The following is a 16,256-nucleotide window of genomic DNA, read 5'->3' on the forward strand; positions in this document are numbered from 1 at the left end:
CTCATCGTCGGCGAGGAATGTCTACCGGACGAATCAGCTTCTGGGGGACGAACTTGTCGGATTTACGACGTCTCCGTCAGGCGAGCGCCGAGAACGTGCCGTCGAGACCCGAGTCGCGCGGTACCGTCGTCTGACTCACCGACGGCACCTGCCACGGGCAGCGGTCGAAGCCGGTACCGATCAACGACGTCACCGGCGTCCCGCGGTCGATGACCTGCAGTTCAAAACACGACCCCGGTCCGGCGTCCTGGGTGATCCAGTCCGCCATCACCGTCGCCAAGTACGCATTGATCGACGCGTCGACCACTTCCGGTGGCAGCACCTCGTCATTGTCGATCGCGAGGTCGGATATGGCGTCGGTGAGCTCGTAGGCCTGGTCGGTGGCCAGGAGTCGGGTGGTGCCGGCGTCGAACCGGAATACCCACGCGTGATCGCCGGCCGGCGCCGCAGAGGCCGCCGGAGCCAGCGCCATTCCCATCGAACAGGCCGCCAGCGCGGCAAGCATCAGTCGCCCAACCATTTTCATGTGTTCCCCCAACCCTTATCGGAAATCATCTGTGACCGCGATGCGGCTTCTGCACTATACAGTATGACTGGTTTAGCATAGCGGCGAGATATCAGATATGCGTGTCGGCGGGTGGGCACGCTCGACGGGGAACAGCGCCCAGTCGACGGGAAAGGACGCACACTCGACGGGAATCAGCGCCCACTCGACGCCGCGAATCCTGCGCACAGGTACGCAACACCCGAGTCGAGGATGGCGCGCGGCGACAACAAGCGCCCGACGTCGGTGTGGGCGGCGACCGACGACACGATGGGCAACGACGCCAGTCGGTCGTCGTCGTCGCGCTCGGTCCAGCCGCGGAGCAGGTCGCCCAACCCGCCACCGGGGTCGGTGGCCGCCCCGTCGGCGCGCAGGATCTGCTCACTGACACCGACCAGGGCGACGCCATTGACGTAACTCCAGAACGTCAGCACCATCTCGACGGCGCGTGCGGGTTCGACGCCGAGTTGCCCGAAGCCGTCGGCCAACCACTCGAGGCCCTCGAGCGAGTCGTCACCGAACCCATACCGCGGCACCGAGTAGGCCAGCACAACCCACGGATGGCGCTGGTAGAGCTGCCAGTCGATGTCGGCGGCGATGGCGATCCGCTCGCGCCACGTCGGTGCCGGGTCCATCTCGACGGGATAGGGAAAACGTCGTCCGACCTCGGCCGCCATCGCGGCCAGCAGCGCATCCTTGTCCGCGACGTGCCGGTACAACGACATCGCGCCGACGCCGAGGTCGTCGGCGATCCGGCGCATCGAGAGCGCGTCGAGTCCGTCACGGTCGGCGATGGCGATGGCCGAATCGACGATCGCCGACGTCGTCAGCTTCTGCGTCTGTGGGGCCACCGTTTCTCCCTCCTGACCGACCGCCGGGTCAACACAAGTGACATTCACCGGGAATAACCCACTTGCGTACAGCGTACTCATATCCGTACCGTCAGTGAGCGTACGACGTACGCGTCGCTTCTACGAAAACCGTCCACACCGAGCACAGTCCACACCGGGCACCATCCCCACGAGCACCATCCCCACGAGCACCACGGAGAGTCGCATCATGTCCACCCAGTACCGCCCCGTCGATCAGCGTCACCGCGAGCCCGCGCGCGCCGATCGCCGAACCTGGCTGGGTCTGGCCGTGCTGACCCTGCCGGTGCTACTGGTGTCGATGGACTTCTCCGTCCTGTACCTGGCCATCCCGTCGATCACCGACGCCATCGAACCGACGGCCGCGCAGCAGTTGTGGATTCTCGACATCTACGGCTTCCTCATCGCCGGCCTGCTCATCACCATGGGCAACGTCGGTGACCGACTCGGACGTCGACGCATCCTGCTGGCCGGCGCCGCCGTCTTCGGTATCGCGTCAGTGATTGCCGCGTTCGCACCGAGCGCCGGCATCCTCATCGCCGCGCGTGCCCTGATGGGGATCGGCGGCGCGACGCTGATGCCGTCGAGCCTGTCGCTGATCGCCAACATGTTCCCGAACGCCCGTGACCGCGGTCGCGCCATCGGCGTGTGGACAGCCGCTTTCGCCGGCGGCTCGGCCGTCGGACCGGTGGTGGGAGGCGTTCTGCTGCATCACTTCTGGTGGGGCGTCGTCTTCCTCATCAACGCGCCGGTGCTGGCCGTGCTGTTCCTGCTCGCCCCGCGCCTGGTGCCCGAGTACCGCGCCCCGTCGACCGACCGCTTCGACATTGTCGGCGTCGCCCTGTCACTGCTGGCGATCCTGCCGATCGTCTACTCGATCAAGACGATGGCCGCCGAGGGCGTCACCCCGCTCGTCGCGATCATCGGCGTGGTGGGTGTGGCGATGTTCGCGGTGTTCATCGTGCAGCAGCGCTCCGCGCGGGCACCGCTGCTCGATCTGAAGCTCTTCGCCAATGCGCAGTTCAGCTCCGCCGTTGCGGTGGCGCTGGTCGGCATGATGGCCCTCGGCGGCACCTCGTATCTGACCGGGGTCTACCTGCAGTCGGTGATGGGTCACGACGTGCTCGCCGCCGCCCTCGCCGGTCTGCCGATGGCCATCGCCGTCGCGGTGTTCTCGATCGGCGCGAGCCGGGTCGCCGCCTGGGTGGGTGTGCGTACCGCGTTCATCGGCTCGGTGGTCCTGGCCGCCGCCGGCAACCTGGGATTGCTGTGGCTGACCACCGACAGTTCGCTCTGGATCTATCTGGTGGCGACGTCGATCGCCGGTATCGGCTACGGCATCCAGTTCAGCTTGGTCTCCGACATCGTGGTCGGCTCGGTTCCGCCGGAACGTTCCGGCGCCGCGTCGGGCATCTCCGAGACGAGCTTCGAACTCGGGACCGCGCTCGGCCTGGCCCTGCTGGGGTCGCTGGCCACGTTGGTGTTCCGTGAGCACACCGACGGCCGGAACTTCGGCGACACCCTCGGCGAGACCCTGCACGACGCCGGGCAGCTGGGTCCCGACGGCACCGCATTGGCCGACGCCGCACGCAGCGCCTTCGTCGACGGCATCCACGCCGCGTCGCTGGCCGCGGTGATCACGTTGTCGGTGCTGGCAGTGGTCCTGGCTGTGGTACTGCGCACACCGGTCGCCGACGACGACGATGCCGCCGACAGGACACCGTAGGCTCGTCGGGGTGCACGCACCGATCGAGAATCGCTGGAGCGCCCGCGGCTACGACCCCGAGGCGACGCTCACCACCGCGGAGGTCACCGACGTCCTCGAAGCCGGCCGGTGGGCACCCACCTGGGGCCGTATCCAGCCGGTCCGGTTCATCGTCGGACTCCGCGGTGACGACACCTTCGCGCGTCTGACCGCAACCCTCAACCGCGGCAACAAGAGTTGGGCACCGGCCGCCGGCGCCCTGATCCTGCTGAGCACCAGCAACAATCCCGACGACGCCATGGTGCACGAGTACGGCGCCGTCGACCTCGGATTCGCCGCCGCACAGATGAGCATCCAGGCCGTCTCGATGGGGCTCAACGCGCATCCGATGGCCGGATTCGACCCCGCCGCCGCGCGGGCGGAGTTCGACATCCCGGCCGAGTCCCGACCGATGCTGATGCTCGCCCTGGCCCGACTGGCCGCCGACCCGACCACCCTCGCCCCGGAAGTGGCCGAACGAGACGCCTGGCCCCGGGAACGACTCCCCTTGCACGACATCACCTTTGCCGGGCGGTGGGGCACGTCCTTCTACCCCACCGACTGACCACAGCCGGCCGCCGATCGATCCCCGATGAGTTCCCCGCCGACGACGACACATCCCCGTGTCGGACTGCTGGGTCCCATCACGGTCATCGACGGTGACGACGAGACACCCATCACGTCCGGGCGCGCCCGGGCACTGCTGACCGCCCTCGCACTGGCCCATCCGCGGCCGATCGGCGTCGCCGCACTGGTCGCCGACGCCTGGGGAGACCGGCCGCCACAGAATCCGGCCGGGGCCGTGCAAACGCAGATGTCCCGCCTTCGGCAGATCCTCGGCGCCGGGGCGATCGTGGGCTCGGCCGCCGGATATCGACTCGACCTCGCCGTGCCGGTCTCCGATCTCGCTGTGGCCGAATCACTGTCTGACCTCGATGACGACCCGGACGGGGCCGACGCGACGCGGGTGCTGGCGCTGTGGCGCGGCGACGCCGGCGCCGACCTGCCGGCCGGTGAACTCCGGGATCGCCTGCGCGCCCGCGCCGATCGCGCCCACCGTGCCGCGCTCGAACGGGATTGGCATGCCCGTCTGTCGCACGACCCGGCCGATGTCGCGGCCGAGATCGCCGACCTCCGTGGCGATCTGCCACTCGACGAGCATCTCGCCGCGCTCGGGATGCGGGCCCACCTGGCCGCGGGCGATCCGAACGCGGCGCTCCGCATCCACGCAGAGATCGGTGCCGAACTCGCCGAGCGGCTGGGCGCAGATCCCGGTCCGGCACTTGCCGCCGCCCACAGCGCCGCCCTCGCGTTCGCTCCGCTGCCCCACACCCCGTCACCACCGGCCGACACGTACCTCGCCGACGCGGACACGAATGCCGAACTCGCCGAGGCGATTGAGCGATCGTCGCTGGTGACGATCGTCGGTCCCGGCGGCATCGGCAAGACCCGGCTGATCACCGAGTACATCGCGTCGACCCGTCCGGCCGAGGTCTTCGTCGACCTGTCGGCGGCCCGCCATCCCGACGACGTCGCGGCCGCCGTCGCCATCGCGCTGGGACGCGGCTCCCTGCCCGAACAGGACACCGCGACGGCCACACCGTCGGTCACCACGGGCGCCGTCCTCGCCCAGCTGAGTCCCGTCGGTGCGCTTGTGGTGCTCGACACGTGTGAACACCTGGTGGCCTTCGTCGCCGACCTCGTCGACCACATCCGTTCCCACCGTGACGATCTCACCGTCGTGGCCACCAGCACGACGCCGCTGGGGGTGCCCGACGAGCGCATCGTGACCGTCGGCCCGCTCGACACCGACCGGGGCGTCGAACTCGTCACCCGGCGGGCCCGCGAGTTGCGGTCGGACGTCCACCTCGATCGCGGCCTGCTGATCGAGTTGTGCCGACGCCTCGACGGTTCGCCATTGGCACTGGAACTTGCCGCGGCACAACTGCGTTACCTGTCGCTGGCCGATGTGGTCGGGCGACTCGACGCACGTTTCGGGCTGCTCGCCGTCGTCGGCGGGGGTCGTCACCAGCGCATCGCCGACGTCGTCGCCGCCAGTTGGGACCTGGTGAGCCTGCCCGCACAACGCACCCTGGCGGTCCTGGCCCTATTCCCCGCGGAGGTGCGTATCGATGACGCACTGGGTTTCGAGGCGGTGACGCTGTCCGCGCTCGCCGAACTCTGTGATCACCACATGGCGAGCGTCGTCGAGTTCGACGACGGCCGCACGCGGTACCGGATCACCGAGACGGTACGGGAGTTCGTGCGGGAACGCACTCGGCTGGACCCGCCGGTCGATCGGGCCCTGCATCACGAATTTGTCTCCTGGGCAGCCGATGTCGTGACATCGACGACGGATGATCTGATCGCCGGCCGGGTCGGTGACGCTGCCGGGCGCCTCGACGAGAGCACCGACGCGGTGTTGGCCGCCCTCGATGATCCCGCCACCGCCGCCATCCCGGGTGCCGTCACCCGATTGCTCCCCATCACCCTGTGGCGTCTGGTGCGCACCGGTGGCTATCCCGACGCCGAACGGCTCGCCGTGATCGCTCTCGATCACCCCGGAAGTCCCGACGATGTACTCGGATTATTGTGCGCCACCGCCTATCTCATGGTTCGTGGACGATTCCGAGAGGCCATGCGGGCACGGACACGGCTGCGCGCCGCGGTCCGCCGGGCACCGGCGACCGCCGGGCCCATCGCACTGGCCGTCGGAATCGTCACCGGATCGCCGCACGCGACCGCGCGCAACCTCGCGGACGCGACCCGCTCGCCCGACGCCGTCGTCGCCGCACTCGCCGAGATCGTCCGATCCGATATCGCCGAATTCTATGCAGCGGTGCACTTCTCCCGACGCTGCGCGCTGGCGGCGCTGGTGTGCGCCGAGCGGTCGGGGCACCCGTGGCTGATCGCCGCCGCCCGCCAGCGACTCGGCCGCGGGCATGCCCTGACCGGGGACCGACCGGGTGCGGCCGCCCTGTATGCCCGCAGCGCAGACGACTTCGCCACGATCGGGTTCTCGGACGAGTCCACGGGTATCCGCATCCATCAGGCCCTGGCCCTGTCACCCTCGGATCCGGCCGCGGCCGCCGAGATCCTCGAGGCGTGCCTGCTCGCCGCCGGTGATTCGCGGCGCCCGCACATCGCCACCGCCCACATGGCCCTGTCGGTGCTGCGTCTCCCGGAGAACCCGCAGGCGGCGCGGCGCTCCGCGGACACCGCGATCGCCATCATCGGAGCGCCGCACGACGGACACTCGGCCTACCTGCACGGGGTGCGTGCGGTGATCCTGGCCCGGTCCGGCGCCAACGTGGCCGCACGACTCGCGGCCGACGCACTCGGCGTCGCGTTGCGGTTTCTGGTGGCCGCGCCGACCGTCAATCTGCCGGCGCTGGCCGGGGCGGCCGCGGCGATCTGTCTGGTCGAGAATCGCGCCGCCGACGATCCCCTCGCCGCCGCCGCGCGGGGCGCCCACTACCGGCGCGACTTCGCGGTGATCGACCTCGGCGAGGGACCTCGGTCACACCGACGGAGTCTGATTCGGCTGATTCGGCTGGTCGGATAGGTTTCGAGACGTCGTCGGCGCGCGTGTGAAAGGGAGATGAAAGGGAGGCCGGGCACTGTGGTCGGCATGCTTCCCGACATCGCGATCAACGCGGAGCACCTGCGCAAGACATTCGGTGACGTCGTCGCCGTCGACGACGTCTCGCTCACCGTGCCCACCGGCTCGGTCCTGGGTGTCCTCGGACCCAACGGGGCCGGCAAGACCACCACGGTCCGTATGCTGGCGACCCTGATCCGGCCGGACTCGGGCCACGCCACCATCTTCGGACGCGACCTGGCCGGCGATCCCACGGCCGTGCGGTCGCTGATCTCCCTCACCGGGCAGTACGCATCGGTCGACGAGGATCTCACCGCCCTGGAGAATCTCGAGTTGTTCGGTCGGCTCCTGGGTTTCAGTGGTCGCAAGGCCCGCGCCAGGGGCAGCGAGTTGATCGAGCAGTTCGGGCTCGCTGCCGCGGCGAACCGTCCGGTCAGCGGATTCTCCGGCGGCATGCGTCGCCGCGTCGACCTGGCCGCCTCGATGATCCGCACACCGGCCCTGCTGTTCCTCGACGAACCGACCACCGGACTCGACCCCACCACCCGCACCCAGGTGTGGTCGGTGGTACGCGATCTCGTCGATCAGGGCACCACGGTGCTGCTGACGACCCAGTACCTCGAAGAGGCCGACCAACTCTCCGATTCCCTGGTCGTCATCGACTCGGGCCGCGTGGTCGCCTCCGGTGACGCCGACTCCCTCAAGGACCGCGTCGGCACCCGTTCCCTGGAGGTCGCGGTGGAACCGGCCCGGCTCGACGACGCCGCACGGGTTCTGCGCGACGTACTCGACGCGACGGTGACCGCGACCCCGGAGAATGGGCGACTGGTGGCACCGATCGCCGACCCGTCGCTCTCGGCGCGGGCGGTGGTCGCACTCGAGGACGCGGGTATCACGGTCGCCGAGATCTCGGTCCGCCGACCGAGTCTCGACGACGTCTTCTTCTCCATCACCGCTGCCCCGGCGGCGCCGCCGGCATCCGATACGTACTCCGCCACCGAAAGCGAGGCCGCGGCATGACCACTGTCGCCGAAACCCCGTCACCCGGAATCGACTTCGGTCCGGTCATCGAACGCATCGGACCCGGCAAGGTCGTCGCCGACACGTTGACGATGACCCGCCGTGGTTTGCTGCGGCTCAAGCACACCCCCCAGCAACTCTTCGACGTCATCGTCATCCCGATCGTCTTCACCGTGATGTTCGCCAACATCTTCGGGGGCGCCATCGCCGGCAGCGTGGATGCGTATCTGCCGCAACTGGTTCCGGGCGTGCTGGTGTCGGTGGCGATCACCAGTTCGGTGGTCACCGGTGTGCAACTCCGGGAGGATATGGACCGCGGGGTGTTCGACCGATTCATCTCCCTGCCGATCGCCCGGATCTCTCCGCTGGCCGGATCGCTGATCGCCGACGTGGTGCGCTACTTCATCGCCTCGGTGATGTCGATCGGCGTCGGAATGGTGATGGGGTATCGACCCAACAGCGTGCTGGGCACCGTCGCCGGGGTGATCCTGACCATGTTCGCAGCCTTCGCGATCAGCTGGATCTTCGCCCTCATGGGCGTATTGATGTCCAAAGCATCTGCGGTGCAGGGTGTCTCGATGCTGGTGCTGATGCCATTGACGTTCACCTCCAACATCTTCGTCCCGGTGACGACGATGCCCACCTGGATGCAGAACCTGGCCGACGTCAACCCGATCTCGCATCTGGTGTCGTCATTGCGGTCGTTGATCAATGACGGGGCGGTGACCGGCCACGTCGCGTGGACCCTGCTCGGGACGCTGATCATCATCGCCGTTTTCGCGCCGATCACGGTGCGCGCGTATCTGCGTAAGGCCTGACGACGCCCGTTCCTCCCCACCCGCACGACAAGGACGAAAACTGTTGGTGACCAACGCCGCACACCCCACATCGATGTCTGCGGCACCCGGCCGCCCGGAACGGCTCACCCCCGACGACGACCTCTTCGTCCGGATGGAACACGCGATGGGGCTACCGGTGATCAATCAGGCCGTCTGGCGCCTGCCGACCCGCCTCGACCCTGCCCGCTTCACCGAACTCGGCGCGGCACTGACCCACGGACGTATGAGCAGACTCGTTGTCCGGTGTGCATTTCCGTTGCGAGACCGATGGGTTCACACGCCGGATGCGGGACGTCACGCCTTCGCCGACGAGCAGATCGACGCCGCCGACGGTGCCGGGTGGGCGCTGGCGCAGGCCAACCTCGGGATCGACAGTGTCACCGGGCCGTCGTGGCGCATGAGTGCGATCTCCACGCGGGACACCGACGAGACGTTCGTGTCCTGGGTGTCGTCGCATGTCATCGGCGACGGGGGCGCGGTGATCACCGGCATCGGTGAGGTCCTCGACGGCATCGGATATGACGCCACGGATGCCGACCCCGGCATGCTGGACACGGTGCGCGAGGGTGCCGATGCGCTGCGCACCAGTGCCGTCGCCGCCTATCGACTGGCGCGACACCGCACTCGCCCCGCACCACTTCGACGTCCGACCGCGCCCGATCCTGCCGTGTCGGCCGAGGACTGGGGCGGAGTCAGTCCGACCGTCATCGTCACCATCCCCGAGGGCACCTTCGACGCCGTCGCCCAACGCGCCGGCGGTACCGCCAACACCCTGTTCACCGCCATCGTCATCGGCATCCTCGAAGCCTCCGGAGCGGTCGCCGACGGTGACGAGATTCCGGTGAATCTGCCCGTCTCAACCCGCATCCCGGGCGATCGACGGGCGAACGCGAGTACCGGCGTCACCGCCCGCGTACGGGTGAGCCCCGCCCTGCGCGCCGATCTGACTCCGCTGCGCACGGCCAGCAAGACCGCGTTCGCCTCGGCAACAGGTGCACCGAGTTCACTTGCGCTGCTGGGCCGCCTGGCGCAGCCACTCGGCGACTCCATCGTCCGGAGACTGGCCGCCGACTCTCGTGCACCGCTGTGTCTCGCATCCAACCTGGGCACCCTCGACGCCGGATTCGCCGGCCTCGGAACCGGACTGCCCGGTTCGGTGGCGATGCGCTCGATGACCGTCGGCGCCTCACGCGACGTGTTGCGCCGGATGGCCGGCGGCATCAGTGGCTGGTCATCACGCAGCGCCGGACACATCACCCTGTGCATCACCGCGCTCGATCCCGACCGCGTCGCCAACACCGCAACGCTCACATCCCTGGTCGCCGAGGAACTCTCACGGTGGGATCTCCGTGGATCGTTTTGGGGCACGGGGCCGAAAGAGTAGGAACCTCAGCGGCAACCCCCGGCCGACCGAGTGCCGACGAGCTTGCGGGTAGGTGTATCCGCCGCGCCGAGCTCGTCCAGGTCGAGGCCACCTCCGCAACCCGACAGCGAAACCAGCCTGCTACCAACCAAACACAGCTCGGCCGATACCGACATCGTTCATCCCCAACCGATTCCGCGCCGAAGAAACTTGTCGGTGGTCGTCGCTACACTTGAGTCAGTTCAGTTGGAGCGACCGATCAAGGGGGTGAACATCATGGCCGACACCACAATTCGCACGACTACCGCGCCGGAACTGTCGATGACCGCCGCCGACGCCGCCATGATCGATCACCTCCCCGCCGAGCAGGCCACCGCTCTGGCCCGATCGTTGCAGCGCCAGGAACGACAACTGACCGCCCGGAAGGTGCTCTCCGCAGCCCGGATCGGGCATGCCGTGTACGACGAGATGCTGCTGTCGGGTCACGTGACCAACGTGCACACCACCGGTGGCGTCGACAAAGCTGCGACCGGCAAGGTCTCGACCGCGTTGGGTGTGTCGGTGCCGCACGCCACCGCGTGGATGACGCTGAGTTTCCTGCTGTCGACGCTCCCGACGGTGACGCGGCGTTCCTGGCCGGTGACCAGTCCCTGGAACGTATCCGCATCATCGCCGACGAGATCGTCGTCCTATCCGATGACGATGTGCGCGCGTTCGCCGAAACCCGTGCACTGCAGCTCGCTGGACGTAATCAGGCGGACACGACGTTGCGGGATCAGGTTGCCGAGATGGTGATCGCCCTGGATCCCGACGGTGCCGCCGACCGCCGGGAGGAGGCCGCCGCACGCGATCAGAATGTGCGGGTCCGTCGGGACACCAACGGGCACTGCAGCATCTCCGTCTACGCCCCCGGGGAGATGGGTGCGCATCTGGCAGCGCGGATCGCGACGATGATCAGTCAGCGGATCTGCCCGCGTGATCGGCGTCGCCGCGGTCAGATGCAGGTCGCGGCATTCGCCGAAATCCAAGGCCTACCCGGTGCGTACCTGTCGTGTGAATGCGGGCGGGGTGACTGCTCGCGGGCGATCCCGTTGCCGGAAGAACCCACTGGTCTGACCGACCGCGACATCGACCCCGACGACGACGCGGCTGATCTGTTCGACGATGTCGAAACCGAGCGTGGTGAGGCTGACGAGATCACCGAACCCGAGACGACCGACAATCCCGAGACGATCACCGAGGGCGACGCTGACTGTGTGGCAGCGGATACCGCCGAGGCGCAACCCGACACCGACACAGACACCGAACCCGATACCGACAGTGATTCGCAGTTGTCGCTGTCGTTGATCACCGACCCATCCGGGCAGCGGGAAGCCCGGCTGGAATACTTCGGCGTGATTGACGAAGCTCACGCCAGAGCGTTGATCAGTTCGGGACAGTTGGTGACCGTCACCGAGTGTCCCACCCTGGACATATCCACCATCAGCACCGCCACCTCGCTGGAACGGATACCGGCGGCGTGGCGTCGCCTCGACGACCCGTTCCCCGCAACCCCGGTCGACCCGTCCGGGCACGGCGGCTATCTCCTCCCACCGCCGGGTGCGTTGACGTATCGGATACCGGCGTGGTTGCGGGAGAAGATCATCGAGTTGGATGGCACGTGCCGGTATCCGCAGTGCGGCCGGCCGGCCGGTGACTGCCAGATCGATCACCTGGTGAAGTTCGTGCACCGCGATCCGATCACCGGTGGCTGGACGGTGGAGTTCAACCTGATGCCGCTGTGTACCCCGGACCACCAACGAAAACACATGGGGCTGTTGATCCCCACCATGCTCGCCGATCGGGCGGTCATCTGGCGCGACCCCGTCACCGGGGAAACCATCACCACCTATCCGCGGTAAGCCTTGGGCTGGTGCCATTGTCGGCATATGGAAGTGGTCTCGACGAGTGCCTCGACCTGCGCGATGAGTGGTGTTGCCCCGCAACCGGTTTTCGGATCACTCCCCCGCCGGCACCGGCAACCGCACCTCGACGATGTCGGCGGCAGCGGCCACGGCACGCTCCGGTGGCACCATCCGCTGAGCGAAGTCCGCTGCTACGCAACGGACCTTCTCCGTCAACGCCACTGACAGGTCCGCGCGGATCGACTCGTCGGTGAGTGCCGAGAACGCACGGCCGGTACCGACTCCAAGCGTGCGGATACGCTCCGCCCAGAACGGCTGCTCGGCGGTGAACGAATACACCGCCGATGGCACACCGGCCCGCAATGCGGCGGCCGTCGTCCCTGCTCCCCCGTGGTGAACCACAGCTGCGCAGTGCGGAAACAGCCACGCGTGATTGACCGCACCCACGTGATAGATGGACGTGTCGTCGGCGTCGACCCCGGGCGAGGCGCCCAGGCCGAACACACATCGGACACCGAGTTCGGCTGCAGCCACGCCGATCAACGACCGCACCCGCTGCGGGTCGGTCACCGGCATCGAGCCGAATCCGACGAACACCGGCGGGTCTCCCGCGTCGAGCCACTCGGCCAGTTGGGCATCCCCGTGCGAGGTCTCCGCGAGATGATCGCGGGCACCGGCGGGCAGGTCGAGGAACCCGATGATGGGTTTGACAGCGTGCCCGGCCTTCCATTCGGCAACCAACCCCGGAGCGATGGCCGGGTCGTAGGCCTGGATCTGCGGAACCCGCAATACCCCGAGACGATCCGGGCAGCCGGTGCGCGCGGGGGGTCTGCCGATCCGTCGGCGAAATCCATTCTCGCTGTATCGCGTTGCCCACCACACGATGCGGTCATAGGCCCGCCAGCTGCGTCGCTTCCACTCCGGCGACCACGAGTCGGTGACGCCGGGTAGCGGACCGATCACCCCGCTCTCCGACATCGGCGCATAGCGCAGGACCGTCAATGGCACGCCCAACCGCTCGGCGAGCGCGAGGCCCCGTGCCTGACACAACGGGGCCGCGATCAGCATATCGACATCGGTGATCGCGGCGTCGTCGCCGAGGAAGGTCTCGACCATGGCCCGGTCGAAGGCCGAGATGCCGTCCCGCACCGTGGCGAGCGCGAATCGCGCACGCGTCCAGGGGTTCCGGGACCGCTGGGCGTCCAACGCTTCATCGGAGGACCACTGCGTGCCGGTGTCGCGGCCGATGGCCACCACCGTCGCCAGTCCCGCGTTCCGCGCGAAGCCCAGCATGTTGGGCGGTACCGCGACACTGACCCGATGGCCACGTCGCTGGAGTTCGACGGCCAAAGACACGCCGGGCTGCACGTCGCCGCGACTGCCGTAGAGGATGACAGCAACATGCGCGCCGCCGGATCGGCTTGTCATCATGAGTAATTCACCAGAATCTATGATCGAGGCCCCAGGCCGACAGTTCCGCACTGAGCAGCTTCGCGAAATGATCCTGGTCGCCGTAGTACTCGGGACTGAAGGCGGCAAACGACAGGGTGACGGTGGAGCCGTACTCGACGATCCACGCCGAAAGCCCCGGGCCGGGCATCACCAGATCCTCACCCGCGGTGTCCTGCACCATCAGTCGCAGCACAAACGACGAGGCGGGCACTCCGGCGATGGTGCGTACCCGATCGTCGAGCACTCCGAGATTGGACACGCTCACATCGGGGGCGGGCACCGACCGCAACGCCATCGTCAGCACCCGTCGCGGCATCAATCGCACCAGCGACTGGAGATCGTCGGGCACGTCGGTGCCGGTCTTCGCATACTCGGCGAAGGCCTGCCGGCTCAGACCACGGAGGTAGCCAAGGTCGGCCGGCGACTCCTGCGGTTCGTCGACCCGCAGCCAGATCCCACCAGACGCGTTGGCGCGCAGGTCCTCTGGTCCACCGCGTTTGCTGACGGCGACGCTGACACGCATCTGGTCACCGACGGGATAGCCCGATCGGCGCACCAGCCCACACACCAGCGCGGTGAAGAGGGTGTTCCCGGTACCGCCGTACTGCCGGGCCTGGGCATACCAGAGGTCGCGGTCGACGTCGACGATGCCCAGGGTGGCGCGGTACGGGTCGTAGGTCGGCGGTGGTGACGGCGGGCGGTTCGGGGCCACCGGCGCGGTGCCCTCGCGACGTTCGCGCCGCCGCTGCCGGGCATCGCGGGCCACGGCGCGGACCGATCTTGCCGCCGAACGGATCTGTCGTGCGCTGTCCCGCGCGTCCTCGGCCAGCGCGCGCGCACCGTGGGCGGTGTCGGGATCGGCAAGTGCGGTCGTCTCATCGTCGGCAGCGGCGACGAGGGCGCGCATGATCGCCTCTCCGTCGGCGATCAGGTGCGACAGCAGCAGCACCACGACGCGGCGTCCGCGGGTGGTGGTCGTCGTGTGCACCCGCCAGCCCAATCCCTGCGCGGGACGCAAGTCCGCCGAACGCAGCAGATTGTCGGCCCACGCTCCGATCTCGGCATCGTCGATGCGGGCGCCGACGATGACCCGCGGTTCCACCCGCGAGGACACCCAACGCCGACGCGCAGCCGGGAAGCGTCGGCGCGAAATGGCGCGGTGGAGCAGGCCGGTACTCAACGACCCCGCGTACCGATCGATGGCCTCAAGCCCCGGGTCGTCGTCGAGGACCCAGCAGAACTGGATGGGTGTGCGGAATCCGAGTTTCTCCTCCGCGAGCAGAAACGCCTCGTCCGGACCCGACACCCGCAGGCCCGTCGTGGACGAACCATGCACCACGGCATCGGAAGGCGCACCCACGGCCTCGTCGGTCACACCGCGCTCGGTCACGGAAGTCCCCGCTGGGAGGTCTCCCGAAGGAGATTACGAACGGAGAAGGTGGAGGTCTGCTCGTCGTGTGCGCGGATGAGCACGAGGCGGGCGGCATGCACGACGATCAGTGGCGGCAGATAGCCGAACACCACCACCGCGGCCAGTCCGTATCGCCGGTGCATCAGCAGGGTCCGCGGCAGGAAGCTCATGTATTCGACGAACGCCGGCAGCGCGGTCTCCATCCGCCGCGGCGACACGCCCACCGTGAGCGAGGAGAGAAAGGCATTGCGGCCGTGTGCGTCCTGGACACACAGTCCCATGTCGACGTCCTCGAAGATGTCGCGGCGCATGCTGACCCGAGTGCGGATCACCTGCCACATCTCCCGCCGCACCACCATGTTCGATCCGTACAGCACCGGAATGTCGCGTGGCGCCACCGTCCCGTCGGTGTCACTCCCACGTCCCCGCTTGGGGATTCGACGCAACAGCGGATCGATCAGCCTGCGGACGCGGCTCGTGGAGCCCTCCAGCGGAAGTCCGTAGGCGGCGCCGCGGCCGCAGAGTGCCGACCAGTGGCCCGCGGTGTCCGTGGTGAAGAACTCGACGATCGTGGCGGCCCACGTCGGCGGAACGCGGGTGTCGGCATCGATCCTGGCGATCACATCTCCTGTTGCCGAATCCATCCCGGCGTTCCGCGCAAAAACCAAACCCTGATTCGATTCATTGACCACCCGGACAATGCGCCATTGGTCGATGAATTCCTGAATGATCTCGGCACTGCGATCCGTCGAATTGTTGTCCACCACCACGATCTCGGCGATGTGGTCGGCCTGCTCGAGCAGCAACGTCAGGCAGGTACCGATGGTGTCTTCCTCGTTGTAGACCGGGATGACCACGGACAGCCGCACCTGCGGGTCCGTGGCGTCCTCTCCGGCGGCATCTACTGCGAGGCTGGCCACGTCTGAGGTCGTCACCGCAATCCTTTGCTATGTCGAGTTGATCTTTCGCGATGGTGACATTGCTTTCGGCACATCGCATTTCGGATGCACCACCGGCACGCCCCGGGTGCGCTCACACCCGGCGACCGGTGAGCACAGGCACCGTTGCCTCACCTGGGACGGCGGCATCCGCCGTCGGCGGTGGCCGCGGGAAATTGAACAGGGAGCACGATACGTGCGATCGCAACAGCGACTCGACCTCAGAACGTGACCCCCGTGCAGGTTCCTCCCGCGGAGTCTAGGACACCGGCAACCACCTGGCAATAATTGGCGCCACCGTGACATATGCGGGCGGACTGATGAATCATAATTCGGTTGCCGTTTCACATCGAATTCACAGAAATCAAGGCGGCGTTTCCGTCGATTCTTCAAATCGGCACATCCGACATTTCGCGTCAGTAACTACCGACCCCGGAGGGTTGCCCACATCTCATCGCGCAGGGCTGGCGGGAGGGTCGAAATGCCGCTAATGTCATCGCTTGTCGACCTTCATGGTTGGGGATGGGGGACGACGAAAACACGAAGGCGCATTCATTGTGTCGTCGAACAC

13 protein-coding genes are annotated in these 16,256 nt (G+C 67.7%); 8 read left to right on the plus strand and 5 right to left on the minus strand.

What is annotated here, in order from left to right; all coding sequences use genetic code 11:
• Positions 1-76: 76 nt before the first annotated feature.
• Positions 77-526, minus strand: coding sequence for a hypothetical protein (locus tag ACWDPV_RS07315; RefSeq protein WP_449742362.1), 450 nt, complete (start codon positions 524-526; stop codon positions 77-79).
• Between the two features lie 173 nt (positions 527-699).
• Positions 700-1,395: a TetR/AcrR family transcriptional regulator gene (locus ACWDPV_RS07320; protein WP_449742363.1), complete on the minus strand. Its 696-nt coding sequence runs from the start codon at positions 1,393-1,395 to the stop codon at positions 700-702.
• Between the two features lie 208 nt (positions 1,396-1,603).
• Between ACWDPV_RS07320 and ACWDPV_RS07325 the strand changes: the two genes are divergently transcribed.
• The 8 genes from ACWDPV_RS07325 (at position 1,604) to ACWDPV_RS07360 (ending at position 11,881) form a co-directional block, all read left to right on the plus strand.
• Positions 1,604-3,139, plus strand: coding sequence for an MFS transporter (locus tag ACWDPV_RS07325; protein WP_449742364.1), 1,536 nt, complete (start codon positions 1,604-1,606; stop codon positions 3,137-3,139).
• 10 nt (positions 3,140-3,149) lie between these two features.
• Entirely contained in the window at positions 3,150-3,722 is a 573-nt protein-coding gene (locus ACWDPV_RS07330; RefSeq protein WP_449742365.1) for a nitroreductase family protein, read from the plus strand.
• Between the two features lie 27 nt (positions 3,723-3,749).
• Positions 3,750-6,722, plus strand: a complete 2,973-nt coding sequence (locus ACWDPV_RS07335; protein ID WP_449742366.1) for an ATP-binding protein — start codon at positions 3,750-3,752, stop codon at positions 6,720-6,722.
• Positions 6,723-6,788: 66 nt separating this feature from the next.
• A complete protein-coding gene (locus ACWDPV_RS07340) occupies positions 6,789-7,778 on the plus strand; it encodes an ATP-binding cassette domain-containing protein (RefSeq protein WP_449742367.1) in 990 nt (329 codons plus the stop codon).
• Positions 7,775-8,596, plus strand: coding sequence for an ABC transporter permease (locus ACWDPV_RS07345; RefSeq protein ID WP_348806124.1), 822 nt, complete (start codon positions 7,775-7,777; stop codon positions 8,594-8,596). Before ACWDPV_RS07340 ends, ACWDPV_RS07345 begins: the two co-directional genes overlap by 4 nt.
• Positions 8,597-8,669: 73 nt before the next feature.
• A complete protein-coding gene (locus ACWDPV_RS07350) occupies positions 8,670-10,001 on the plus strand; it encodes a hypothetical protein (protein WP_449742368.1) in 1,332 nt (443 codons plus the stop codon).
• Between the two features lie 255 nt (positions 10,002-10,256).
• Entirely contained in the window at positions 10,257-10,775 is a 519-nt protein-coding gene (locus ACWDPV_RS07355; RefSeq protein ID WP_449742369.1) for a hypothetical protein, read from the plus strand.
• Entirely contained in the window at positions 10,769-11,881 is a 1,113-nt protein-coding gene (locus tag ACWDPV_RS07360; RefSeq protein WP_449742370.1) for an HNH endonuclease signature motif containing protein, read from the plus strand. Before ACWDPV_RS07355 ends, ACWDPV_RS07360 begins: the two co-directional genes overlap by 7 nt.
• Before the next feature lie 96 nt (positions 11,882-11,977).
• Here ACWDPV_RS07360 and ACWDPV_RS07365 read toward each other — a convergent pair whose 3' ends face one another.
• Genes ACWDPV_RS07365 through ACWDPV_RS07375 form a run of 3 tightly spaced genes read right to left on the minus strand, consistent with a single transcriptional unit; the run spans position 11,978 to position 15,682 of the window.
• Positions 11,978-13,315: a glycosyltransferase gene (locus ACWDPV_RS07365; RefSeq protein ID WP_449742371.1), complete on the minus strand. Its 1,338-nt coding sequence runs from the start codon at positions 13,313-13,315 to the stop codon at positions 11,978-11,980.
• A 7-nt stretch (positions 13,316-13,322) separates the two neighbouring features.
• Complete coding sequence (locus ACWDPV_RS07370; RefSeq protein ID WP_449742372.1) at positions 13,323-14,726, minus strand: hypothetical protein; 1,404 nt, start codon at positions 14,724-14,726, stop codon at positions 13,323-13,325.
• The gene (locus ACWDPV_RS07375; RefSeq protein WP_449742373.1) at positions 14,723-15,682 is read right to left on the minus strand and encodes a glycosyltransferase family 2 protein; all 960 of its coding nucleotides are present in this window, start codon (positions 15,680-15,682) and stop codon (positions 14,723-14,725) included. Before ACWDPV_RS07375 ends, ACWDPV_RS07370 begins: the two co-directional genes overlap by 4 nt.
• Positions 15,683-16,256: the final 574 nt, after the last annotated feature.

It is taken from the genome of Gordonia sp. NPDC003504 (genome assembly GCF_053587995.1).

What these genes read in the sequence shown, in the direction of transcription:
- ACWDPV_RS07340 (WP_449742367.1), top strand. Translation starts at nt 6,789, where the DNA reads ATGCTTCCCGACATCGCGATCAACGCGGAGCACCTGCGCAAGACATTC.
- ACWDPV_RS07365 (WP_449742371.1), bottom strand. Translation starts at nt 13,315, where the DNA reads ATGATGACAAGCCGATCCGGCGGCGCGCATGTTGCTGTCATCCTCTAC.
- ACWDPV_RS07360 (WP_449742370.1), top strand. Translation starts at nt 10,769, where the DNA reads ATGGTGATCGCCCTGGATCCCGACGGTGCCGCCGACCGCCGGGAGGAG.
- ACWDPV_RS07350 (WP_449742368.1), top strand. Translation starts at nt 8,670, where the DNA reads ATGTCTGCGGCACCCGGCCGCCCGGAACGGCTCACCCCCGACGACGAC.
- ACWDPV_RS07325 (WP_449742364.1), top strand. Translation starts at nt 1,604, where the DNA reads ATGTCCACCCAGTACCGCCCCGTCGATCAGCGTCACCGCGAGCCCGCG.
- ACWDPV_RS07315 (WP_449742362.1), bottom strand. Translation starts at nt 526, where the DNA reads ATGAAAATGGTTGGGCGACTGATGCTTGCCGCGCTGGCGGCCTGTTCG.
- ACWDPV_RS07355 (WP_449742369.1), top strand. Translation starts at nt 10,257, where the DNA reads ATGGCCGACACCACAATTCGCACGACTACCGCGCCGGAACTGTCGATG.
- ACWDPV_RS07345 (WP_348806124.1), top strand. Translation starts at nt 7,775, where the DNA reads ATGACCACTGTCGCCGAAACCCCGTCACCCGGAATCGACTTCGGTCCG.
- ACWDPV_RS07335 (WP_449742366.1), top strand. Translation starts at nt 3,750, where the DNA reads ATGAGTTCCCCGCCGACGACGACACATCCCCGTGTCGGACTGCTGGGT.